At 59.3% G+C, this 22,446-nt stretch carries 22 protein-coding genes and 2 pseudogenes; 14 read left to right on the plus strand and 10 right to left on the minus strand.

What is annotated here, in order from left to right:
• Both ACFQEY_RS05680 and ACFQEY_RS05685 read left to right on the plus strand, forming a co-directional pair.
• A partial coding sequence (locus tag ACFQEY_RS05680) for a transposase (RefSeq protein ID WP_379765651.1) occupies positions 1-423 on the plus strand: 423 nt, incomplete at its 5' end.
• A 51-nt stretch (positions 424-474) separates the two neighbouring features.
• A complete protein-coding gene (locus tag ACFQEY_RS05685; protein WP_379765654.1) occupies positions 475-636 on the plus strand; it encodes a hypothetical protein in 162 nt (53 codons plus the stop codon).
• Positions 637-758: 122 nt separating this feature from the next.
• Here the strand turns inward: ACFQEY_RS05685 and ACFQEY_RS05690 are convergent, their stop codons facing one another.
• From ACFQEY_RS05690 to ACFQEY_RS05700, 3 genes are all read right to left on the minus strand, one after another.
• Positions 759-1,061, minus strand: coding sequence for an MmgE/PrpD family protein (locus ACFQEY_RS05690; protein WP_379765735.1), 303 nt, complete (start codon positions 1,059-1,061; stop codon positions 759-761).
• Positions 1,012-1,230: an MmgE/PrpD family protein gene (locus ACFQEY_RS05695; protein WP_379765747.1), complete on the minus strand. Its 219-nt coding sequence runs from the start codon at positions 1,228-1,230 to the stop codon at positions 1,012-1,014. Before ACFQEY_RS05695 ends, ACFQEY_RS05690 begins: the two co-directional genes overlap by 50 nt.
• A 366-nt stretch (positions 1,231-1,596) precedes the next feature.
• Positions 1,597-1,869 carry an enoyl-CoA hydratase-related protein gene (locus ACFQEY_RS05700; protein ID WP_379765657.1) on the minus strand — a complete coding sequence of 91 codons (273 nt, stop codon included), beginning with the start codon at positions 1,867-1,869 and terminating at the stop codon, positions 1,597-1,599.
• A 132-nt stretch (positions 1,870-2,001) separates the two neighbouring features.
• Here ACFQEY_RS05700 and ACFQEY_RS05705 point away from each other — a divergent pair, with 132 nt between their 5' ends.
• From ACFQEY_RS05705 to ACFQEY_RS05715, 3 genes are all read left to right on the plus strand, one after another.
• Positions 2,002-3,198: a 3-hydroxyacyl-CoA dehydrogenase gene (locus tag ACFQEY_RS05705; protein ID WP_379765660.1), complete on the plus strand. Its 1,197-nt coding sequence runs from the start codon at positions 2,002-2,004 to the stop codon at positions 3,196-3,198.
• 341 nt (positions 3,199-3,539) lie between these two features.
• A complete protein-coding gene (locus ACFQEY_RS05710; RefSeq protein ID WP_379765663.1) occupies positions 3,540-4,307 on the plus strand; it encodes an IclR family transcriptional regulator in 768 nt (255 codons plus the stop codon).
• Positions 4,308-5,138: 831 nt separating this feature from the next.
• On the plus strand, positions 5,139-6,278 hold the full coding sequence (locus tag ACFQEY_RS05715) for an ISH3 family transposase (RefSeq protein WP_379765666.1): 1,140 nt from the start codon (positions 5,139-5,141) through the stop codon (positions 6,276-6,278).
• 324 nt (positions 6,279-6,602) lie between these two features.
• Here ACFQEY_RS05715 and ACFQEY_RS05720 read toward each other — a convergent pair.
• Positions 6,603-7,232 (minus strand): annotated as a pseudogene (locus ACFQEY_RS05720) (IS701-like element ISHti12 family transposase); the annotation flags it as partial.
• 130 nt (positions 7,233-7,362) lie between these two features.
• On the opposite strand from ACFQEY_RS05720, the gene ACFQEY_RS05725 reads away from it, so the two are divergent.
• The gene (locus ACFQEY_RS05725; protein ID WP_379765669.1) at positions 7,363-9,126 is read left to right on the plus strand and encodes a transposase; all 1,764 of its coding nucleotides are present in this window, start codon (positions 7,363-7,365) and stop codon (positions 9,124-9,126) included.
• Between the two features lie 129 nt (positions 9,127-9,255).
• Here ACFQEY_RS05725 and ACFQEY_RS05730 read toward each other — a convergent pair.
• A pseudogene (locus ACFQEY_RS05730) lies at positions 9,256-9,855 on the minus strand (IS701 family transposase); the annotation flags it as partial.
• 311 nt (positions 9,856-10,166) lie between these two features.
• Here ACFQEY_RS05730 and rdfA point away from each other — a divergent pair.
• From rdfA to ACFQEY_RS05755, 5 genes are all read left to right on the plus strand, one after another.
• Positions 10,167-10,826: a rod-determining factor RdfA gene (gene rdfA, locus ACFQEY_RS05735; protein ID WP_379765672.1), complete on the plus strand. Its 660-nt coding sequence runs from the start codon at positions 10,167-10,169 to the stop codon at positions 10,824-10,826.
• Between the two features lie 95 nt (positions 10,827-10,921).
• On the plus strand, positions 10,922-12,868 hold the full coding sequence (locus tag ACFQEY_RS05740) for an archaea-specific SMC-related protein (protein WP_379765675.1): 1,947 nt from the start codon (positions 10,922-10,924) through the stop codon (positions 12,866-12,868).
• 612 nt (positions 12,869-13,480) lie between these two features.
• Complete coding sequence (locus ACFQEY_RS05745; protein WP_379765678.1) at positions 13,481-13,810, plus strand: hypothetical protein; 330 nt, start codon at positions 13,481-13,483, stop codon at positions 13,808-13,810.
• 371 nt (positions 13,811-14,181) lie between these two features.
• Positions 14,182-15,447, plus strand: a complete 1,266-nt coding sequence (locus ACFQEY_RS05750; RefSeq protein ID WP_379765681.1) for a tyrosine-type recombinase/integrase — start codon at positions 14,182-14,184, stop codon at positions 15,445-15,447.
• A 90-nt stretch (positions 15,448-15,537) separates the two neighbouring features.
• Complete coding sequence (locus ACFQEY_RS05755; protein WP_379765738.1) at positions 15,538-16,710, plus strand: ISH3 family transposase; 1,173 nt, start codon at positions 15,538-15,540, stop codon at positions 16,708-16,710.
• A 143-nt stretch (positions 16,711-16,853) separates the two neighbouring features.
• Here the strand turns inward: ACFQEY_RS05755 and ACFQEY_RS05760 are convergent, their stop codons facing one another.
• Complete coding sequence (locus ACFQEY_RS05760) at positions 16,854-17,087, minus strand: hypothetical protein (protein WP_379765684.1); 234 nt, start codon at positions 17,085-17,087, stop codon at positions 16,854-16,856.
• A gap of 176 nt (positions 17,088-17,263) precedes the next feature.
• Here ACFQEY_RS05760 and ACFQEY_RS05765 point away from each other — a divergent pair, with 176 nt between their 5' ends.
• Complete coding sequence (locus ACFQEY_RS05765; RefSeq protein WP_379765687.1) at positions 17,264-18,100, plus strand: DUF8137 family protein; 837 nt, start codon at positions 17,264-17,266, stop codon at positions 18,098-18,100.
• 38 nt (positions 18,101-18,138) lie between these two features.
• Here the strand turns inward: ACFQEY_RS05765 and ACFQEY_RS05770 are convergent, their stop codons facing one another.
• Complete coding sequence (locus ACFQEY_RS05770; RefSeq protein WP_379765690.1) at positions 18,139-18,606, minus strand: hypothetical protein; 468 nt, start codon at positions 18,604-18,606, stop codon at positions 18,139-18,141.
• A gap of 110 nt (positions 18,607-18,716) precedes the next feature.
• Between ACFQEY_RS05770 and ACFQEY_RS05775 the strand changes: the two genes are divergently transcribed.
• Entirely contained in the window at positions 18,717-19,277 is a 561-nt protein-coding gene (locus ACFQEY_RS05775; RefSeq protein WP_379765693.1) for an IS1096 element passenger TnpR family protein, read from the plus strand.
• A gap of 108 nt (positions 19,278-19,385) precedes the next feature.
• Here the strand turns inward: ACFQEY_RS05775 and ACFQEY_RS05780 are convergent, their stop codons facing one another.
• Entirely contained in the window at positions 19,386-20,288 is a 903-nt protein-coding gene (locus ACFQEY_RS05780) for a hypothetical protein (RefSeq protein ID WP_379765696.1), read from the minus strand.
• 168 nt (positions 20,289-20,456) lie between these two features.
• Between ACFQEY_RS05780 and ACFQEY_RS05785 the strand changes: the two genes are divergently transcribed.
• Entirely contained in the window at positions 20,457-20,696 is a 240-nt protein-coding gene (locus ACFQEY_RS05785) for a hypothetical protein (RefSeq protein ID WP_379765699.1), read from the plus strand.
• Positions 20,697-20,719: 23 nt separating this feature from the next.
• Here the strand turns inward: ACFQEY_RS05785 and ACFQEY_RS05790 are convergent, their stop codons facing one another.
• Both ACFQEY_RS05790 and ACFQEY_RS05795 read right to left on the minus strand, forming a co-directional pair.
• Positions 20,720-21,481 (minus strand): RPA family protein, encoded by a 762-nt coding sequence (locus tag ACFQEY_RS05790; protein ID WP_379765741.1) that lies wholly within the window; start codon positions 21,479-21,481, stop codon positions 20,720-20,722.
• A 25-nt stretch (positions 21,482-21,506) separates the two neighbouring features.
• Complete coding sequence (locus ACFQEY_RS05795) at positions 21,507-22,439, minus strand: replication factor A (RefSeq protein ID WP_379765702.1); 933 nt, start codon at positions 22,437-22,439, stop codon at positions 21,507-21,509.
• Positions 22,440-22,446 lie beyond the last annotated feature (7 nt).

A 22,446-nucleotide genomic window follows, 5' to 3' on the forward strand; every position in this document is an offset into this window, starting at 1 on the left:
ATGCGCGTCACACGTGACGCGCTCGCCGTCGAAACTCCGATCTGGATGCTTGGAGATAGCGCCTACGACATCCTTGATTGGCACGATCACCTACTGGCCGCAGGGGTCGTGCCAATCGCTCCATACAATGCTCGAAACACTGACGACCCGAAAGACATCGAGTACAGGGTCGAAGACCGCATCGACCAACACAGCGAGGACGTTCAGCTGAAGCAGTCCACGTTGGACGAGACGTACAACCGCCGTACTGGAGTCGAACGAACCAACGAATCAGTGAAGGACTGCGGCCTCGGGCGAACGCACGCCCGAGGCCGCGTCCACGCACGAGCGCAGGTGTTTCTTGCGCTGTGCCTTCGCCTCGTCATCGCTATCACCAACTACGAACGCGGAGACAATCCGGGAAGTACGATCATTACGGTGTGAGAACTCTTCTATGACACCCTCTATACGAGTGCCCCTGTGCCGGCGATGCTGGTGTACGAAGAAACAGCAGGGTTAGTACTTGGTGTGGATGCCGCATTCGACGAGTACCCACTCGTCGCGCTCGAAGCTGAAATCGTCGCGCCCGGCAGGCCCGTAGAGGTTTCGGACCCCCGGTCGCTGCCCAGCGCCTCCGGATCTGCGGTGAAGCCCTGACCGGCGATATGGACGGCGGTTATGCCAGAGCGTGCGGACAAGCCGGCGTGCCGCGGTTTGGTCATCGATCCGAAGTTACGTTTCAGGCCGGCGGGCATAGACGCGGCAACGTTCAGCGCGTGTCAAGCCCTCGTCGCCGAGAGATCGCAGAGAGAAGCGACGGCCGCCGTGGCACCGAGGGCGCACCCGGCCTTGAACCCGGCGGCGAACGCTGTAATGAGATCCCTGCCGCTCGCGTCGACTTCTGGCGCCAGTGCGAGAAGCGGCGGGACGAGGGTAACGCTGGGATGGCCGTCCATCGCCCACGCGAGGTCGTCGTAGTCCAGTGCATGACTCGCGGTACCCGTGTGGAGTGCCCGCTCGGCCGGCGGCCGTTCAGTCCCGACACCCAGGATGGTCGCGGCGTCCGCGGTCGCGGCGTCGATTCCGCTGGCCTCGAACGCCGTCGCGCGTAGCGTCGGTGAGCGCGCCGGCGAGCGTGACCCCCACGGTGTCGAGGAAGGCACGTCGGACGGTCTCACGCGCCACCTCGGGAACGGCGTCGTACGTGAGCGTGGCAACGAAGTCGCTGAGCGCCTTCTCCGGTTCCGACATGGTGCCCCTCCCGTGGCGATGCGCATAAACGTTCGTCATCCAACTCGTTCGGCCATGCGGAACAGCGGATAGTACGGGGAAAGGTAGATCCAGGCCCAGTACGTGGTCAAACGGCGACATCCATCCGGGTGACCCGCGAGAAACTCCATTAGCCAGTCTGGAACAGTGTCATCGAGAGGATAGCCTCACCGTCATGGCAGTTGCGTGGTAACGGCAGAGACCACGGACCGTCGGCGCCCGTCCCAGATCGAATCCAGTGGAGAAGTACTGACATCGGGAGTTACTGCGCCAGGCTACGTTTGCACGCTAAAACCACGTACACGCGAGGGACGCCCTTCTACGATTCGTAACTCACCACCAGTGGGTTCAGTCAGATCGGTCGCCGGCGGCAGCGTCACTGAACTCGTTGATGTCCGCACCGGCACAGAAGTTCCCGTCGGTCCCCTCGATCACGACTGCACGAAGTGCGACCCCGTCGACGTCGTCGTTCTCGGCCTCGAGTGTTTCTAACCCGGACACGATGACCGCCCGAAGCCGATTACTGAGCGCGTTCAGTGCGTCGGGACGGTTCAGCGTGAGGGGGCCGACGCCGGTTCCAGCATCGAACTCCACGACGGTGGTTTCGAATTCGGTTGGCATACGCTCCCATAACCGTCGACGGCCGTGATATACCTACTCCTTCGGCGGACGGATCGGACGCAGGTGCGGGTCGCCGCTATCGGCTTCGATCGGAACAGTACACTTTTGATCATTGTTCGAGACATCCGGGGCATGGTCGCAGAAATCGGCAACATCGAGACGATCGCAGTAATCGGCAGCGGACAGATGGGACGTGGAATCGCCGCGGTCGCCGCGCTGGCTGGCTACGAGACGCATCTCAACGATATCGACGAGGCACAGCTCGAGGAGGCCCAAGAGCAGATCGAGTGGTCCTACGAGAAGTCCGTCGAGAACGGGGCCGTGACCGAAGCGGAGACCGACGCCGCGTTCGAACGGCTCACGTTCACCACCGACCTCAAGGACGCGGTGGGCGACGCGGAGTTCGTCACCGAGGCGGCGGTGGAGCAGCAATCGGTCAAGGAGGAGATCTTCGAGGACCTCGACGAGGCAACCCCCGAGGATGCGATCCTCGCGACGAACACGTCCGGACTCAACATCACGCGGCTCGCCGAGACGACGACTCGGCCCGAGCAGGTCGTCGGAACGCACTGGTTCAACCCACCGATGCTGATGGAACTGGTCGAGGTGATCATGACCGAACACACGCCCGACGGCGTGGCCGACACCGCAGAGGAGCTCATCGAATCGTTCAATAAGACGCCGACCCTATGCAAGATCGACATCCCCTCGTTCATCGTCAATCGACTGATGCGTCCTTACGGTGAAGGCCCAGCGTGGATGGTCTACCGGGGCGAGCATTCGATCGAAGAGATCGACTCCGCGATGAAGTACCAGGAACGGTTCCCGATGGGGCCGTTCGAACTCGCCGACTTCACGGGCGGTATCCAGCTTCGGGTCGAGGGCCAGGAGGACCACCTTGAGGACGACCGCCCGATGTCCTACGACACGGAGGTTTGCCCGATCCTCCACCAGCTCTATGACAAGCACCGGTACGGCCGAAAGACCGACGCCGGGTACTACGACTACGACGAGCGTGACGAACCGACGATCGCCGTCGACGCGGGCCAGGGCTTTGACACGCTGCTCGTCTGGGCGCCGATCGTCAACGAAGCGGCCAAGATGGTCGAAAACGACATTGCCAGCGTGGAAGATATCGACACCGGCGCTTGCCTCGGCGGTAACTGGCCAGTCGGGCCCCTCGAGAAAGCCGACGAAGTCGGCGCCGACGTCATCCTCGAGAAGCTGACCGAGGTCGCTAGTCGTCACGAAGACACGAACAAGCTGGCCGAGACGCTCCCGTGTGACCTACTCGTCGAGAAGGCGAAAAACGGCGAGACGTTCTACTGAACGGTCACGCTCGCCACTGAACGGTCCCGCCCGCTTTTGCGACGTACTCTCGGTGTCGGGTGCCCGCGTTCCCGGCCAGAGAGTCGGCCTGATCAACAGCCGGAGCCCGGTGAGCAAACGTACGCAGACGACTCCCAGATGCGCAACCGGACCGTGGCGTTCGAACGAGGCACCGTTCCTCGGCAAAGCTGGACGGACCTGTTCGGGTATCCAGAACGGATAGATGTCCGCCTGATCCTGCGCAATATTGTGCAGAAGGCTTCGAACCGTCGAAATAAGCTGCTATAACTGCTGTTCGACTATCCAGAACAGTTAATACGAGTGAGCGGATCGCTGTTCGTATGACAGCGAACGACGGGCGCGGGCGCGTGAAATCAACCGAAACCGCGTTTCGGATCATCGAACTGCTCATGGAAGAGGACGGAATGAGACTCTCCAACCTCGCGCGGGAACTCGATCTCGCCAAGAGCACCGTCCATCGACACCTGTCGACGCTGACCGACCTCGAATACGTCACGAGAGAGGACGACGTGTATCGAACGGGACTACGGTTTCTGAAGATCGGTGAGCAGACCCGAACGCGATCCGACGCGTACCAGCTCGCAAAGGAAAAGGTAGCAGATCTCGCCGCTGAAACGCAAGAACGTGCCCAGTTTATCGTCGAGGAGTACGGCAAAGGCGTCTACATCTTCAGGGAGACCGGAGAGCAGGCCGTCAGCACCGACTCCGAGATCGGAAAGCGAATCCCGATCCACGCGACTGCGGCGGGGAAAGCGATTCTCGCGAGCCTGCCGGACGAGCGCGTCGACGAGATCTTCGCACAGCGAGGACTGCCGGCGGTAAACGAACACACGACGACCGACGAGGAGGCACTCCAAGCGGAGCTAAAAGAAATCCGCGAGCGAGGATACAGCATCAACGATCAGGAGAACACGAGCGGGTTACGAGCGATCGGCGTTCCCGTGAAGTACGAAGGCGGCGAGCCGATCGGGGCATTGAGTGTCTCCGGTCCGACACACCGCTTCCGGGGAACGCTGTTCGAAGAGACGCTCCCGAACCTGCTCCTCGGCACCGCGAACGAACTCGAACTCAATATCCAGTACTCGTAGGCGTTCGCGCTCGTGACTACCCGGCGACTGTGGTGTACTCGTTCGTCGCGGCGGTCCCAGAGGGTCCCCAGTCGGGCTCGCCGATCAGGTGGAGATCTACCGACCGCAGCCTGCCGTCTGTCGCCGGTGATCACGACGATACGGACACACGTATCGCTCGGCGGCCAAGCGCGGGATTATTGCGTTCCACGCTGTTGCGTTCGCGAAACTCCGCATCGGCACCCGTCCCGAGGAGCCCGTCGACAACCCGACCGCCGTCGAGGTCGAACCCGAATACATACGCGCACTGCAGTGATGCACTGCTGCCACGGATGGACGCATTCGGGCCGGCCGGATCGGTCGCGGATCGGACCGCGATCGAATAACAATCGTGCGTATGTTACTTCATCCGCCAGGCCGGTGCCTCACATGCCACGTTCCCGGCCCGTATCCGTCTACTGGTGGCGACCGCCTCGTTCCGGAAGCGGGTCGCCGGCGGGAAGCGTGGAGCGATGTGACGCTCTGAAGACGATTCGTTTACGAGACGTAGAAACGATCCCGGTATGCTGTTTCAACGCCGTTATTATTGTCTTTGATATGTGATTACTTACTTCAACCCTGACGTACATAACCATCCGGATTGCCCGGACGCGTTTGCGTTCATCAACCGGCTGAATATCCCCGACAGATCCAACAACCCCGAATTCCCTAGGGTATGTTGTTGCCATCTGGCCGAATACATCACTAACTACCGGAATGAGGCCGCACAGTATATCGTGTACTCCGGAATACTGAACCCCGTAGTATCAGTCGATCACATCGGGTTAGAGGAAGCGTCTGCTTGGATGCGGTGTGAAACCTACCCAAGCAGACAGCGAGATAGAGGAAGAGCACCTGCTTAATTTTGTCGTCAACAGCCTTGACGAGGAACTTGCGATTGATCTCGGCGAGAACGTCGAAGTCACCACGGAGAAACTGTACGAGGTCCTCGCCGGCGCCAGCGCCGGCGGGACCTCGATCAACCACGTCTGCGAAACGACAGACGACTCACCACACGCCAACACTGTCCGGAGACATCTCACCGATCAGTTCGACCTTGACACTGTTGAGGCGGTTGGAGACACGCTCCTCCAACGAGATGCGCTTGAGACACTCCCGGATCGACCGGTGGAGGTCTGCGCAGACCTCCACCTCGATCCCTACTACGGCGACGAAGACGAGACAGAAGCGCTGTTCTTCTCACAGGCCAAACGTGGAACAACGACGTTTCACGCGTATGCGACCCTCTACGCACGAGTACGCAACAAGCGGTACACGCTGGCGGTGCGCCAGCTCGTCGCTGGCGACACCACCAGCGATGTCCTCGCTGAGTTCCTCGAACTCCTCGACGGCCTTGACCTCGGCGTCAGGGCCGTCTACCTCGATCGTGGATTCTACAACAGCACCTGTCTCGGACTACTGTACGCGCACAACTACGCCATGCCGATCGTCAAGTGGGGCGAGACGATTCAAGAGGAACTCAGCAGAGGCTGGAGCCGCGAGATCGAACACGATCTCGCCGGCGAGGTTACATTCCCCGTGTTCATCGACTGCGTCTACCAGCAGGGACGATACGACGAACACGGGGTGGCGCGTCACGGCTACGCCGCTGACGCGCCGTTCATCGACACGCCACGGGATGCACGAGAGCACTACAGCAAGCGCTTCGGCATTGAGTCGAGCTACCGCTTAGCCAAGCAGAGCCTCGCGTTTACCAGTTCTCAGGACGCGGGTCTACGGCTGGTGATGTTTGTCGTGAGCCTACTGCTCCAGAACAGCTGGCGGTATCTCCACTGGAGGTACGTGGCGGCGCCCCGCCGTGGGGGGCGCCGCCTCTGGCAGTGGTCGTTCACTGAGTTCTGTGAGATGGTGCTGCGGGCCGCCTGGACAGCGCTTGGTGTGCGCAGGGCTGTTCCAGCGAATCAGCCACTCGACGACCGGTTCTTCCGGTAACTGTCCACCGATCCGGACAGCGGTTGTGAGTGGCGACACTGTCGCGTCGGCGGCAGTCCGCCGCCGACAGCGACGGTCCATCCCGAAGATCACGCTCACTAGCGCTTCGAAGATGCTCCACGACCAGTTCGATCTGATTCACCGCCATCAGACGAGATTACGCGGCTGTCGATGTGATCGACTGAGTATCTCACACAGGCTCCTCAAACCAACAGGACAACGGCGATATCTGCCAAGATGTCAGAAGTTCCGTATTCGGTGCACGGTAACAAATAGCTCTTTTCATCCGGTATATTCGGACGTTGAATACTACCTATTTACAACTCAGCTTTGAACGTTAGCGTCGGCTGTTGAGTGAACGAAAAGGTGGTCGATCTCTTGCATAAGGTCATCGACGCCACGATCATCGTTGTCTCGAACCCACGAGAGCAGGTTGTAAACGGCTTCCTTCAGGGAATGTTCGAGGTTCGCTCGAAGCGATGACGCTTTCGAGCGAACCGTCCCCAAGGCTCTCGAATCGGGATCAAGACGAACGAGACTGTAGGCAGCCATCAGAAGGTGCCAGTGGCGACTGGCACCTTCGTCAGTCTGCATCTCGCAGTCTCCCAAGCCGAGATCCTGCTTCGAGTCCTCGAAGAACGTCTCGATGCGCCACCGCATCCCGTAGGAGCGGATCACGTGTTCGGTCGGTGCGTCGATCTTGTTCGTGGCGAGGTATTTGACCGGGTTCTCTTCGTCTTCGTCAGTTTCTTTCTCGGCGATGACCAGCTTCACGTCTCCCAGCTGGGAGACGGGAAGCTTCTTCGTCCAGATGTGGTAGGTCTCGTCCTCAACGTTACGCTCGACGGTGTCGATGCGCTCTGCCAGCGCATCGACGCTGATCTCTTCGCCGGCGTAGGTTACCTGTCGGTTGCTCCGGAGCGGGCCGATCCAGTCGTTGCCGTAGGATTCGATGACGGCACCGTAGAAAGGGTCAACGATGAGTTTTCTAAGTTTTCTAAATAGCCTCTATTGAAGCACCTTCAATTATTCTCGTAAGTTATTTACGTCAGAGTTTCGAAAAGTCAATAACTCGGGTAATAACATGTTTAGAGAAAATACTGAACATGAGCAAGAGATGCTGTTTTCGCCTTTGAAAGATCTCTCAGGCAGGGTGAGAAAGAAACTACAGAATCACTGGTCTACTCACTTTTACGAACATGTTTTTACCCAAATTGATGAAACAAAGTTCGAACGGCTATACCACGACGGGTATAGCCGTCCGAACAAGCCAGTCAACGAACTTGTCTCATTGGAGATCATCAAGCACCTACTCGGCATGTCTGACAAAGAGCTCGAACATGCCTACGTCTTCGACTTTCGCGTCAGGAACGCATTAGGAAAGGAGACGCTCGGAGACAACATCTGTGAGAAGACACTGACCAACTTCCGCTGTCGGTTGATGGAATACGAGGAAGAGACCGGTCAGGATCTGCTACACGAGGTTTTTGAGGATCACCGCACCTACTTTCAGCGTGAATTTGAGATCGATGCGAGTACGCAGCGAATGGATTCGACGTTCATTGAGGCCAACATCAAGCAACTGTCCCGTGTCGATCTCCTCGCTAAGGTGCTTCACAATTTCCTGTGCGATCTCCCGGGGGAGATCGTACAGGAACTCCCTGCTGGAATGGACGAGTTCGTCGACACCGAGAACTTAGAGCTGTCCTATCATCTTGAACCGGACGAAATTCCCGCAGAGATGGAAACGCTTGCCGAGCATATCGTGTGGCTTGTTGAGCGGTTCAGAGGTGAGGCTGAATACGCCGAGTTGGAAAGTTTCGCTCATCTACAGCGTGTCCTCGACGAACAATGCTATCGCATTCCTGAGTTCGAAGACGATACCGATAACCCGGAGCCAGATGGTCAAGGCCATCCCGGTGACGAGTCACCGGGCTGGCAGCCACTCCAAACGTACACCTCTCTAGGTGAGTCCACGGAGACTAACGAAGATGACACCAACTCCGAATCGTCTGACAGAGACGACGAAGACAGACACGATCACGTCGGACTGGAAGAGTCCGACGAGATCGGCAGTGAGTCACTGCAAAATCCTCACGACGACGAAGCGACGTATCGCTCCAAGAACGCGGAGGATTACTTCGGCTACAAGTCAAATATCGCTGAGACATGCAATGGTGAAAATCCCTTCCGGTTGATTACAGCGGTGCGAGTCGATACGAACAACACAGACGATGGAGACCTCTTGGGTGAGGACGCGAGGAACCTCGCTGAGGAAACGGGATTACGTGACCTGCTCGTAGATGGCGGGTACACGCACAAGGAAGTAGAGATGTGCTGCCGTGATCAGGAGATCACGCAGCACTTCACGGGAATCACGGGCCAACGTCCTGCAGCGGAGAAGATGTCGCTTGCTGCTCCACAGTGGGATGGGACGAGAATGGTTGCGTGTCCTGCCGGACACGAACCATTCGAGCAGAACCATTACGAAACCGGCCGTATCTCGGGAAAGATGGACAAGAAGTTCTGTGATGGCTGCCAGCATCAAGAGAACTGTTTCGTCGAGGAACAGCAGGAACACTACAGCTACGGGTTCAGGAAACGGCGGGTGGAAGTTGCTCAGCGACGACAGCGGTTAGATGATCCAGCGGAACAGGAGTTCCTGAACTTACGTGCCGGAGTGGAATCATTGATGAACGAGATGTATCACAAGGACGGTGAGAAAACGAAGTTCACGGGGAAAATCAAGGTGAAGAACGCCTCGATAGCGAAAGCTATGGGGAGAAACCTGAAGCGAGCCTCCGGATTCCTGGAATCGGAGGCGAAGCAAGAGAAATCGGCAGGATAGCCGGGCAAAAAGTGTCGTTTGTCGCTGTCAGCTGGTCCTTCTGTGGTGACGGCTCCGTTCTGATGAGATAGTCACTGGTGAGCGGGTCGGGGTGTTCTCGTCAGAACACCCCTTTCTGCGGTGCCGTCATTCGATGTGTTCGACGAGGGCAGAATCGTGAGCGAACCACGAGTCGAAGAGGTAGGTGTCCGCCGGGACACCTACCTCGTCTTCGAGTTCGGTGACGATCTCACGGGCGAGATCGTACTTGGTGTCGTGGTTTTGGTCATCTTCGTCCTGTTTTTCGTAGAGGCGGAAAGTGAGTGGGTAAGCAGTTTTCTCGTCAGCGTAGAAGGCGTAGATGAGGTCTTGGCCCCAGACAGTGTCACCTTCGGCGTGATCGTAGAAGTGTCCGACGCCGGGGACTTCGTCCCCGGCTTTCTCGGTGATCGTGTCGTCGAGGATGATGTAACCATCCTTCGACCACCGTGTTTCGCCGTGTTTTTGGAGTTCTTCGAGGCGTTCGTGGTTAAATTGCTGTTCGTCCCAGTCGTACTCGGTGAGGAACTTGTTGAGAGCGCGTTTGTCTCCAGCTGGAAGGACTTCGCGTGCGATCCCCGCCACGGTCTTGTTGCTGGCCGCAACAAGACCTGTGGCGTAGGTTTTCGCGTGCTGACGTTGTGCGGGTGACAGCGACTCAAACTCGTCAAACACACGCGTGCACGACAAGAAGTCCGTAATCGGCATCATCCGTTTTCGCTACCGCCTACGTCACGCTCCTACTTCAACGTTCAAAGCTGAGTTTACAAGTGAGCTCGGACGCCACACTTCGAGAGTCCAACTGACCGGATTGCCATCGGCGCGCGTAGTGAGCCTGTCATCCGTTTTGCTCACGCCGCGATCGACCGTCACTGACGTCACCTGGATCCAGTACCTTTACCAAGAGTACGGATGGAAAGACAGACGTATACCTGCCTGGAACGAACGCAAAACCACCAACCGAGTATCACCCCATGAGAGGACGCCACTCGAACCACAGCGCACGGAGGAACCGGGACCGTATGAACCACGACGAAGAGACCCCCACCTGTTCGTGTAAAGTCGGACGGAACGTCGAACAGTATAATCTCGATGACCTCAACACCGAATTGCGAGCCCGGCGCTTGGAAGCGGGGGCGAGTCTCCGCGACCTCGCAGACTACGTTAACCAGCGCGTTCTGGCCGCTGCCCTCACTGCCGCCGACGTAGACGTCACCGATGCCCTCTACGGCGCCGTCAGTGACGACGACGCCCTTACAACACTCTACGAGGCACTCGCCAGTGATGACACGCCTGCCGAACGGACAGCCCGAGTGCAAACCCGCCTTGCCCAGCGTGGCGTGGACATAGAGGCCGTCGAAGCCGACTGGGTCACCCACCCGACAGTCCGCACCCATCTGCGTGAGTGTCTGGATATCGAGACCCAACGAACCGCCACGATCACCGCCGACGACGCACGTGATACGATCGAGTGGGCCCGCACGCAATGTGCGAACATCGTCGACCAGACGGTCACCCGACTCCGAAACGCGAACGTACTGGAAACTGGCCCACTCGACGTCACGGTGACGATCCAGATAACGTGTACCGATTGTGGGACTACCTATCGGCCACATCAACTGCTCTCCCGCCGTGCGTGTGCGTGCACGGCCGCTGACCAGTCTGACGGCCCGACCGACTAAGCACCCATCGAGGTGGGGGTACCACACAGCATACGGTGCAGCACCTGCAGGGGAAATCAAGAACATTATCAGTAATGCGCTCAACTATCCCCATAATGGCTCAACAGTCCGACCCCACGACTGAGACGGATACCAGTCACGCCACGCTCTCCATTACGAACCTCGGTGGCATTGACACCGCAACCGTCGAGTTTTCGCCCGGCGTCACGCTCCTCACTGGTCGCAACGCGACCAATCGCACCTCGCTGTTACGGGCCCTCAACGGCGCCCTCGGTGGCACGGCCCCCACCCTGAAAAGCGACGCTGACGAGGGGCACGTCACGCTGACACTCGGCGACGACGAGTTCACCCGCACCGTTACGCGGGCAGGGTCGGGGGTCGAGCGTGACGGCACACCCTATACGGACGACGAAACGCTGGTCGATTCCTTCGTCACACTGCTCGAGGATAACCCGGCGCGGCGCGCGGTCGAATGGGGTGACGACCTCCACGACGTCATTATGCGTCCCGTCGATACCGAGGCGATAGAACAACGGATCCGCGACCTGCGCGAGGAAAAGCAAGAACTCGAAGCCGAACGAGACCGCGTCGAGCGGCGTCGTGACACGCTTCCCCAACTCGAAGAACGCCGCCACACCCTCCAAGACGAGATCGCGTCTATCGACGAGGAACTCGAGACCCTGCGCGACGAGGTGGCGGCGTTCGAAGCCGACGCCGAGGCTGCCGAAGACGCCGAGGCCCTTGTCGACGACCTTGATGCCCGACGCCAAGAATTGCAGAGCACCGAAGACGACATCGAATTGGTCGAATCCGAACTTGACGCATTACGAGACGAGCTCGAAACGGCCCAGGCCGATCGAGACGCGGTCCCTGATGACCCCACTGATGACCGAGCGGATATCGAGACCGAACTGGAGGCCCTTCGGGATCAGAAGCGCCACCTCGAGACGACCATCAGCAGCCTCCGGACCATCGTCGAGTTCAACGACGACCTCCTCGCGGAGGACGGCCACGACCTTCCGGGGATCGACCCTGACGATGAGGCCGTGACGGCGGCGCTTACCCCGGACGAGACCCAAGACGTCGTCTGCTGGACGTGCGGCAGCCGCGTCGAACAGGGCGCCATCGCGGACCGACTCGATGACCTGCGAGCCGTTATCGAGGAAAAACAGGCCGAGCGAGCCGACCTCACCGAGCGCATCGAGGCACTCGAGGACGATCGCCAGACACTGGAGGAGCAGCAGCGCCGACGAGAGGAACTCGACCGGAAGATCGAGCGAACGGAGGAGAAAATCGAGCAGCGCGAACGGCGGCTCGACGACCTCGAATCCAAGGCCGCCGAACTCCGCGAGCAGATACACGAGCTGGAAGCCGAGGTAGCCGAAACCGAGGCCCTCCGGGAGAGCGACCTGCTTGAGACGTACGAACAGTTGAGCGAACTGCAGTACGAGCGCGGCCAACGCACACAAGAACTTGAGGAGGTGGACGAGGAGATCGCCGCGATTGAAGCCCTCCCAACTCCGGACGACCTTGAGGCCCAACTCGACGAGCTATCGACGGAGCTCAAGCGTGAGCGGACGCGTATCGCCGATCTGGAAGCGGAGGCGGTCGGGCAGTTCAACGACCATATGGACGAGATTCTGGACGTGCTCGGCTTCGAGAACCTGGCTCGCGTCTGGATCGAGCGAAAAACCGACGACGGCGGTCGGGGGCCGCCGGAGACGGTGTTCGACCTCAATGTGGTGCGCGAAGACGAGACGGGAACCGTCTACGAGGATGTTGTCGCACACTTGAGTGAGAGCGAGCGCGAGGTCGTCGGATTGGTGGTGGCCCTCGCTGGCTACCTCGCTCACGAAGCCTACGAGGAGGTCCCGTTCATGCTGTTGGACTCCCTCGAGGCGATCGACTCGAATCGGATTGCCGCACTCGTGGACTACTTCGCCGACTACGTCCCCCATCTCGTGGTCGCGCTCCTGCCCGAGGACGCCGAGGGACTGTCCGCCGACTACGAACGGCTCACGGCCGACGCACTGACCGCCTAACCCCGCGGCGTCGGGTCGTTCACATCGGAGGAACACGATATGAGGACCGACGTCTGACAGCGTGGAGCGAGTTTTTCAGCGGTGTGTGCAGGGGTGATCAGTTCCGAGGCCTGTGTGCCCGGCGAGACAGCGCAGTCCGACTGCAGGTTGACGTACCGCCACGAACTCTTTACCATCCGTGTGGTTGGAAAGGATTGAGTCGAGTCTACACCACCTTTGAGGGGCCCGCCGCCGACTGCAGCGAGACCGAACGAGAGCGGGACGCTGTGTGGTTGTCGTCCGAGGGTTCGTCCTGGTCGTCCACGAATCAGCTGCATATTGGTGGACCGTTGTCGGCGTTCGCCGCCGACTGGCGTGGCGACGTAATCGCGTCCGGTAGTGACGTGGCTGAGCCCGAGATTGGCGCCCCTTTCCAGGGCTGCCCCCGCGCTCGACGACACCGAGACGTAATGCCATTGGAGTTGTCGGTCACTCTCAGGCCCCGTCCATCCAGCACTACATCTCCCCTGCTGCTGCCCTCGACTGTAGAAAGAGCGGTGAAGACCCATATTCATCCCTCGTATTAGCTATTATAGAAACGTATTTGTGCGTTCGAATGCTATCTATTGAGATATGGGCGAAACGAACGACAGATTTGAAGAAGATGTCGGCATAACGGTAGAGCTTACGGGTGAATATGACGCTGTTGTTGATAAGTTGCGGATGCCAACGGATGAGCAGGAGGCGCTTGACCCGGTTTTGGCTGATTTCTCGCGCCTGTTAGAGACCGTACATCGGCTGGACGGTGGCACCCGGAGTGTCATCGTTGACCATCTGCCGCCAGAGATGCATCACGCCTATGACGCCGAGGGAGTCGTCGACGCCCTCCAGATCCTTGCCCGCTACGACCTCGTTGCCCTCGACGGCAATACCTGGACCCCGGGGCCCGCGCTCACAGCATAGCTTCCTGCGACCCGCATGGGGTCACGTTCGGGTGTCGATCGAGAATATGTAGCCTAGCTAGCGGTTTGTAGCACTCCAAACTCTCAACCTCTGAACTCCACCTTGCGGGTTCTGTATAGCGACATATGATTTACTCCTATGCCGTATTGCCGAAAACGAGGCGTAGAACGCCCATATCCTCACTCAGCACACGAACCTGCCGCCAACCAGAATGAGTGTGATTACTCCAATAATCACACCCAATTTTTAGTACCCCCACGCCGTCGGTGAAGCACGAACAATGGATTTCACTCAGAGCCACCTTCAAACGGTCATTCAACGCCAAAGCGGCCTATCTAATCAAATCTGGACGACCCCCAGCGGTGATTGCTTTGCCACGTAGCAACTCTACTGAAACCCCGGTCGAAGTCAGTTTCAAACACTACCTCAGAGACATCGGCAAGGGTCGAGACGGTGAAGGAGGCCACTACCGGCGGAACGTCGAACGAGAACTCACCCACTTCCTCGAGTGGGCTGCGGGCGACCGTGGTCCCGACAATTGGGCCGGGATCATCCCCGACGATGCCGATCGCGATGTACAGTTCGGAGACCTCTCTGAGTCAGTGTTCCGGGATTACGCTCGATATCTCGCTACTGATCGCGGTCTAAAGCAAAACACCGCCCAGACGTACTACGCCTACCTCTCCTCGTGGACAGGCTGGTGCGTGACAGAGGGGCATCTCGACGTTCACTACGCGAAACGGTCCACAGCACGTGATCCTCTTCCTGACGATGATGGACGTCGACCTGGGGACCAGCAAGCGTGGAGTCCAGAACATCGACACCAGCTGACGACCCATGTCGTTCAGCGATTCGACGACACTTACGACGAATACCAGAGTACAGATGAGGACGCTCCAGAACGCCCCACTCGTCGATACCACGCGATCAAGGCGGCTCGCGATCGCGCACTCGTGTACGTGATCGCTTACACCGCAGTCCGAATCGGAGAACTACTTCGGGACCCCTCCGACCCCCGTCGACGCGGCCTCCGGTGGGAAGAGGTCAACACTGACGACGGGAGCATCACAGTATACCGAAAAAAGCAGCAATGGGACACTGCGAGCCTGCCGAAACCAGTCATTCAGCCACTCCAAGCGTACCGGGACCTCCTCAAACCCCCATCAGACCGGTGGCCAGTCTTCCCGTCGTTCAGTCCTCGAACCCTTGGAGAACTCGTTCGAGAGCAGCTGGCCGACCGAGGACTAACCGACGACGAGATCGCAGACCATCGTGATGACCACTCTCGAGACTTACTACTAGCACTCGAAGAAGACATCCGACCAGATTCGATGACGACCAAGGGCGCTCGAAACGTCCTCAAACGGCTTACTGAATCAGCTAACATCGATATTTCTGATCCCAACCACGAGTATCTCGCACCTCACGGAGGGCGTCGTGGGATGGGGGAAGTCCTCGTTCGTTCATTCGGATACACTGTGGCAGCCCGGTATTTAGACAACTCTGAGAATATGGTGAGACAGAGATATTCGCACATAGAGGCAGGAAAGCTCGGTGATAAGGCGACAGAAGGTATTGTAGAAGTAGATCCGGCTCCTATCTCACAGGAGTCTAGGTTGGAAGAGGAGAGGCTTTAGACTTAAACACTATACTCGGTACTTCACGAGCGACGTAATCAGCGGAATTGAATCGCCGAGTTGACCACGAGAAAGTATCTGGATCTGGATGTGTTCGAGCTACCCGATCCAGACGGGTATCTTACGGCGTCGGATGTGAAAGACGTAGCGGAAGAAGTCATTGCTCCACTCCCCTTGCCGGGCGTCGAGGGGAGCCCCCTCGACCCCGGCGACATCTGGCTCGTCGTTATCTTGGCCTGCGTCAACCAGAACTCGATCTGGGAAACCTGCAACGATACCGACGGGACACCCTGTGACGACACCGTTCTGACGTGGCTGCATACGCTTGACCGAGACTGGCTTGAGTTTGTTGCAAACCTCTTGCTTGGACGGCTTGCCATGACGATTCTCGACCCTGACCGGTCGAGAATCGTCTCCATCGACTTCATCGACAACCCCTATCACGGCGAGCACTACGCCGATGACGGCGAACTCTGTACGATGGCTCCCAAGGACGGGACAACCACCTGCCACCGCTACTGTACAGCCTACGTCGTCTCGAACGGCAAGCCGGTGACGCTGGCGATGACCTACGTCAGGAGTGACGAAGATGAAGCCGACGCGGTCGAGCGCGTGCTCGCCCGCGTCGAGAACTACCCCTTCGAAATCGACCTTCTGCTTGCCGACAGCGGCTTCTACAACGAACGCGTTATCCGCCGTGCTCGTGACATCGCCGCAACGGTCGTTCACGTGCCCAAGAAGGGCGAGCGGATGCAGGAAAAACTCGACACTCACGAGTCGTACATGACGACCTATCGCATGTACAAGGACAGCGAGCGGGAACTGCGCTTCCCGCTCGCGGTCGCTGTCTCCTACCAGAACGGCGACCGAGGTAAACACGGTGAGGTGGTTCGTGGCTACGTCGCCTGCAGCGTGACTGATCGCTCGGCGAAGCAAGTCGAACGCCTCTACAGGAAGCGTTCAGGCATCGAAACGACCTATCGCTTGCTACGTCAAGCACGCGGGATCACGACGACGCGTGATCCCGTCGTGCGGTTTGCGATCATGCTCGTCGCGGCACTGCTGGAGAACCTGTGGCTGGTTCTCAGGTGGGCGGTCGTCGCCCGCCCGCGGCGGGGCGGGCGCGACCTGCCCGAGGAGTTCACGTTCAAGACGTTCTGTGACTGGATTCGCCACGAGCTCGAAGAGGAGTTACGCCGACAGTGGAAGATCGAAGCGAACGGGGTTGGCGTGCCGGCGTCACAGGCAACGGCCGCGGGCTGACCGGGGTCAGCCCACGGCCTATCCGTTGGACGGTGAGCGACAGCTGTCGGCAGAGACTGTCGTGGTTCGGTAGATCTCACTTGTCCGGAGCGGTGAACTGGAGCTGTCTCGATCTACGCCGCGGCAGCAGCCGAGACTGCCCGTCAAATCATACAGAAAGTGACTATTTTGTGGCGTTCAGGCAGCACTCTTTCGACTCGTTCGGGAAGTAACGACATTGTCGGGTGGCGCTCGAGCCTGAAGGCGAGAAATTCGTCCTCTGCAACGCGAAAGCGTGTTCCACGGTTTCGAATCTTCTCGTGTGTCACCCCATCGTCCGGCAACTCCACATCGCGCTCGGTCAGAATCGCAAGCACTCGCTGCTTGTCGGTGGTCATAGCTGGCCGGATCGCCGCTCAATACCGTGTACGAACCCCTCGTATATTGACGTTTCTGCCGACATATGTCGCTATTCTCCGCCGATCGTATCGTTCTCGATGGTGTGGACGGTGGAGTTCGATTAACGCCACCCAACGGAATCGTTTTCCGCGGATACTGGTAACGTGATGTATCGATGGCTCGTGATATCGCGCCCCTGAAACGGGCGCTGGACGGGGCGACCGAAGGCACTCAAGCCGACATCTACACCCTGCTCGCCAAGTGGAACACGTCGATGGAGAACGCGCTGGAGCAGAGTGGTGATCGCTTTCGCGACGTGTTTTGGGAGTATCTGGAAGACACGATTGACCTCGTTGATGCCGCCGCTGTCGATGGCGAGCCTGATTGGGCGTTCCTACAGGACTGTGCCGATGCCTACCCGCCTGCTGTGGGCGACCATCACTGCACGGTGCTGATCGCAAACGTTCTCGGACGGTGCATCATTCGCACCCGCATCCGTCACGACGTGGACGCGATTCCGGCGTGGGCGCTCGACTATCTCGGACACATCACGTGGGAAGATGACAAGGACGCCGCGTCGGAAGAATCGGGGGCATTCGGTTGGGGCATCGGTCACGAGGAGGTGGCCGTCGCAGACCGCACGCTTGCCCGCGCCGAGGCAGATGATGAATTCTGGGCCTCATCGGTACTCACACACGCCATCTTCGCGGATGCACACGCTGCAATCGACCTCTACGAACGTATTCTCCAGTCCCCGGACACGATCGAGGATCTCCACCACATTGAGGGGATGCAACGTGTCCTCACCCGGCCGTTTCCAGATCGACCCCGATACTGGGAACCGACGGCCGAGTTGGAGTCTCCAGCGCCGCTCTCCGACGATGCACGTGAGTATCTCCTTCGGGTACTCGGCGAGAACATTCACCCGAAGCGACTCCAGCGATTCGACGATCAGATCGAATTTGATCTCGAGCGGGCGGCGACCGAGTACGGTGACTCTGACCTACTGTGAGCGACTGTCACGTCGCGGAACCTCCGCTTCGAGACCACTCAAAATTGCTCTTCGCGGGTGTATTTCTCGGCGGTACTGAGTGCCGAATGAATCTCCGAGTACGTCGGCACCTGCGTCTCAGCGATCTCTGCGAGATCGGCACGCAACGGATCAACGGGTCGCTCACGATACGCGGTGAAGGTGATGACCTTGTCGATTGCTTTCTCGGCCGCCTGTCGCACGCGTCCGTCTTCGTCGCTGATCGCATCGCACAACAGCTCCCAGAATGCATCCCGGTACTCGACGGGAACGTGTGGCCCGTAGAGTTGGCGGAGAAATCGGACGACCGAGAGTCGTTGATAGCCATCATCGACGTAATAGTAGTGAGTGAACTCCTCGACACTGCTCACGAACAGGTGGGCTCGCTCGGCCGTCTCTGCCTCCCTCACCTCCTCGATCGCATCATTCACGCGGTCCGCATTGCCAGAGGTGATCGCCGCCTTGAACTCGGCTTGGCTGGAGCGCATCGAACTCCTCACTCGCAGAACGGGGAGACACAACAAAAAAACACACCACATCAGGAGACGGATGTGGAACGCGGGAGAAGAACTAACGGCTTTCGCGATGGAAACCGGGTATGACCGTCTACACGCTGCGCGTCGAACTCGGGCCGAATCCACCGATGTTCGATCCCGACGAGGATGAAGCGGTCTGGTGCGACATCGAGGTCGACGAAACCCACACGCTCAAGGAATTACACGAGGCGATCTTCGAGGCGTTCGACCGCTGGGACGCCCACATGTACGAGTTCATGACCTATGATGAGGACGGGATCGCCACGCGGAGTTACGCTATGCCGGAAAATCACGAGGGTGGGCCGAGCTGGCCAGCGATGGAACCCGAGCAAATCGACCGGGCCATCTCGCAAGTCGGTGCTGGTGACGAACCCGAGGAGGCCAAAGAACGGTTTCGCGAACTTCGTCGCAATCCACCCAAAGAGGGGAACGCCGGCGAGACGACGATCGCCGACCTCGATCCGGAAGAGTTGGGGTGGATCTACTACCAGTTCGACTTCGGCGACAGCTGGGAACACATCATCACAATCGAAGATGCACGCGAGGGCTCGCTCGACGGAGATCCAACAGTCGTCGAGACGCACGGCCCAATCCCACCCCAATACCGCGATCCCGACGAGTAACGTGATAGGGCACCATCTGACCGAAGCCTGTGACTGGAATCGTCGGTCGAAACTGAATGTTCCGTACGCGGTCAGAGTGGAATGACTGTCTCAGATCCATCATTCTACTCATGGATTGAAGTGGTAGATGTAGGGATGATCTTCCGTCCCGTCGGGCATAATCTCGTCAAGGATCTGCTGGACTTGCTCTTCGGAAGTGCCGCTGGCGATGATCCGCTCGTCGTAGATAGCGAAGTACGCCTCGTTGAGGTTGAGATCGCGCAGTTCCCGGCCCAAGCTTCGCGCCCGCGCCTTCCCCAACTCCTCGTGATAAATGCGTTCTAACTCCGGGCGCTTGTTCTTGAGCGTCTCGATTTCGTCGGCATACCGCTCCCGGTTGCGCTTGTTCTTCATGTAGAAGCGGAGCTGCTCGGTGTCAGAAGTCTCGTCCTCCTCTTCTGGCGCGGGTAGCGTCTCGATGATGCCAAATCGGTGCTTGGCCTCTTCATACGCGTCGTCGATATCCGTGCTGATGGAGCCGCCGAAGACGATCGGCTGAATCGCCATCCACCCATCGATGATGATCGCCCCCTCGAAGGGTAACAGCGCAGTCTTGGAGACCAACAGCGGCAACGCTCCCTCCTCCCAGAATGCCTCGAAGGGGGTGCTGGCAGCCTTCACGCCGAACGCCTGCGGTGGCTCTTCCCAGTCGAGGAAGACGGCGTAGTCTTCCAAGTGCCGCACCACGACGAACTCGCCAAACTCGTAGTCCGTCCATTGCTCGACTGTCTCCAGTTCGTCGTCCGCGAGATTGCCCGGATTTTCTGCCACGAACTCGGCAATCAACTGTTCCGTCTCCTCGTCGTACAGTCGGTTCCGGATCGGTCGCAGTTCCGTATCCTCCCGCTCGCGCAGATCCTCGTACGTCTCGATGCCCGCCACCTCATCGTACTCGGTGTTGACGTACGCGAGCAGATGCCCGTACAGGTCGATGAATCGGTCTGCCGCCGCCTGCTCGATCTGTCGTCCCATCACGTGTGACTGCGTCCGGGGTCTCTGAAAACGTTGCTCTCAGCGGATGATCTACCGACGTAGCCGCGATCGCACAACGAGGGAGGGATCGCTCTACCGCCGTCTTCCCGCGAAGTTGATATCTCTGGAGGCTCACCTACCAATTGAGACAAAGCAGTCACGCAACAGATGTTCAATACAGATGATCGGCCGCTGGGGTCACTCGCCGAGGACGCATACGACCACCTCTGTGCGGCAATCGACCCTGCAGAGGGAATCACAGTCGAGGACGCTCGTGCCCAGTTCCGCGAGGCCGACTTCCCGGCTGATGACGCCGATTACGCACTCGACCGCCTGTTGAATCGCGGCTATCTGTACGAGGTCGACGGACGGCTCTTCGTCACCGAGCGCGACGAGACCGACACGTAGGCCGAGTCGGCTGTGCTCGCCAGCTACGTGTTGGGATCGACGTCGCCGGTGTCGAAGTCACCGAGGTCATCAGCAGCGTCCGAGCCACCGTGCTCTCCTGCCGGCTCCGCTTCGTCCCCGCCCGCTGAGCCATCGATCGTCGATGTCGCTGACTCTGATCCGTTGTCTCCGGTGACGCTATCCGTGTCGGCCCCTGCCTCGTGTGCGTCCGGAGTTGCCGTGTCCGCCGACGCATTGTCGAGCGACTCCACTGCCGTGATGACGGCCTGTCGATACTGCTCGACTGAATCGCCGTACTGGTCGCGAGCCATCTGGGCGTACTCGTTGGTTTCCTCGTCGAATCGGTCGATCCGATCGAGCGTGCGCTTGGCGGTTTCGGTCACCCACCGATTGCGCGTGCTCTCGTCAACAAGAGTCAGATGCTCGGGGCGTAGCGAGACGTTGACGGTTCCGTCGTCGGTCTCGTAGGTGCGGGGCTTGCCCACGAGGGCGACAAAGGCTGGCGGTTCGGTCTCGCGAAGCATCCCCGCCGCCTCGGGCTGGTACTGACCCGCGTAGGTGAAGAAGGTGTCACCGTTGGGGTCGACGATCCGGCCCTGCCAGTACTCGTCGTCACTCCCAACGTCCTCGGTTTCGGTAAGCGTTCCGACGACGAACACCCGGTTGGCCTTCGCTCCGGTCGGCAACAGCGCGTACACGGGGGCGCGGTCGTCGTCGGACTCACGGAAGGTGTGCGTGGCATCGTTGAACTCTGCAGCGAACACGCGTTGGGCGACCTCCCGCATCGGGGCTTGACCTTGCTGACTCATCTCAGATCGACCTCGCTTGCACGAGAATCTCGTCCGGATCGTGCGGTTCTTCGATCTGCTCGAAGTCGTTGACCAGCAGGTATCGTCCCATCACCGGCCCGTCGACGCGATAGTACCGACCAAGCGTGGCGTCGCGTACCTCGTCGGCGACGACGCTCGTGTCCAATGCATCCATCGCCATCTCTTGGGCCTCCTCGAGCGTGATATCGGCCGCTCGTTCCGTGGCCTCCTGATCGAAGATGACTTCCTGCACCGTATCGCCGTCATCGATGACGCCCTTGATGCGGAGGTCGAACTCGCCCTCGACCTCGCCGTGTTCCGAACACCGGCCATTCTGCAACACGCGCGTGCAGTCGTCCTCGGGACACCGCTTGATCAGCCCGCTCCCCGACTGAATGTCGACGAGTGCGCCCTCGGCCTCGGTGGTGTTGTCGCCGACCTCCATCTCGATGTCGACCTCGTCGATGGTGGTGGTGCGGTTGAGTTTGACCGAGTACTGGCCCTGATACTCGTCGGTGACGACGTTGCCAAGCCGGTAGACGCGGCTCTCGGTGAGTTCCGGCAGGTCGGATTTCGCCCATTTGGTGAACTTGATGGTGCCGGTCTCGTCACCCAACAGCCCGACCTGCGCGATGGCGTCGCTGCGGGGTTCCCAGAGATCGACCACCTTGGCGGTCACGTCGACCCACTGCTCGGCCTCGTCGATGTCGGCGAGATCGACCTCCTGATTCTCGCGATCGACATCGTCGCGGTCGGTATCGGTGTCGTCCAGATAGTTGCTGAGGACGCTGCGCCGCGCCTCGTCGAGCGGCACCCTATAGTCGTCGACGAGCGTGGAGAGGCGTTCCTCGATGTCGGTGGGCGATACGTCGACAGACTCGGGCAGTTGCTCGTGGATATCCTCCGCTGCGTTGCGTAGATCAGAGTCACTCATAGCTTAG

This window comes from Halorubrum trueperi, from assembly GCF_042662525.1.
GTDB classification, from domain to species: Archaea; Halobacteriota; Halobacteria; order Halobacteriales; family Haloferacaceae; genus Halorubrum; species Halorubrum trueperi.

Bases quoted from the DNA above. Each gene is read 5' to 3' on its own strand.
- ACFQEY_RS05695 (WP_379765747.1), bottom strand. From the start codon at position 1,230: ATGTCGGAACCGGAGAAGGCGCTCAGCGACTTCGTTGCCACGCTCACG.
- ACFQEY_RS05700 (WP_379765657.1), bottom strand. From the start codon at position 1,869: ATGCCAACCGAATTCGAAACCACCGTCGTGGAGTTCGATGCTGGAACC.
- ACFQEY_RS05705 (WP_379765660.1), top strand. From the start codon at position 2,002: ATGGTCGCAGAAATCGGCAACATCGAGACGATCGCAGTAATCGGCAGC.
- ACFQEY_RS05710 (WP_379765663.1), top strand. From the start codon at position 3,540: ATGACAGCGAACGACGGGCGCGGGCGCGTGAAATCAACCGAAACCGCG.
- ACFQEY_RS05725 (WP_379765669.1), top strand. From the start codon at position 7,363: ATGTTTAGAGAAAATACTGAACATGAGCAAGAGATGCTGTTTTCGCCT.
- rdfA (WP_379765672.1), top strand. From the start codon at position 10,167: ATGAACCACGACGAAGAGACCCCCACCTGTTCGTGTAAAGTCGGACGG.
- ACFQEY_RS05740 (WP_379765675.1), top strand. From the start codon at position 10,922: ATGGCTCAACAGTCCGACCCCACGACTGAGACGGATACCAGTCACGCC.
- ACFQEY_RS05745 (WP_379765678.1), top strand. From the start codon at position 13,481: ATGGGCGAAACGAACGACAGATTTGAAGAAGATGTCGGCATAACGGTA.
- ACFQEY_RS05760 (WP_379765684.1), bottom strand. From the start codon at position 17,087: ATGACCACCGACAAGCAGCGAGTGCTTGCGATTCTGACCGAGCGCGAT.
- ACFQEY_RS05765 (WP_379765687.1), top strand. From the start codon at position 17,264: ATGGCTCGTGATATCGCGCCCCTGAAACGGGCGCTGGACGGGGCGACC.
- ACFQEY_RS05770 (WP_379765690.1), bottom strand. From the start codon at position 18,606: ATGCGCTCCAGCCAAGCCGAGTTCAAGGCGGCGATCACCTCTGGCAAT.
- ACFQEY_RS05775 (WP_379765693.1), top strand. From the start codon at position 18,717: ATGACCGTCTACACGCTGCGCGTCGAACTCGGGCCGAATCCACCGATG.
- ACFQEY_RS05780 (WP_379765696.1), bottom strand. From the start codon at position 20,288: ATGGGACGACAGATCGAGCAGGCGGCGGCAGACCGATTCATCGACCTG.
- ACFQEY_RS05785 (WP_379765699.1), top strand. From the start codon at position 20,457: ATGTTCAATACAGATGATCGGCCGCTGGGGTCACTCGCCGAGGACGCA.
- ACFQEY_RS05790 (WP_379765741.1), bottom strand. From the start codon at position 21,481: ATGCGGGAGGTCGCCCAACGCGTGTTCGCTGCAGAGTTCAACGATGCC.
- ACFQEY_RS05795 (WP_379765702.1), bottom strand. From the start codon at position 22,439: ATGAGTGACTCTGATCTACGCAACGCAGCGGAGGATATCCACGAGCAA.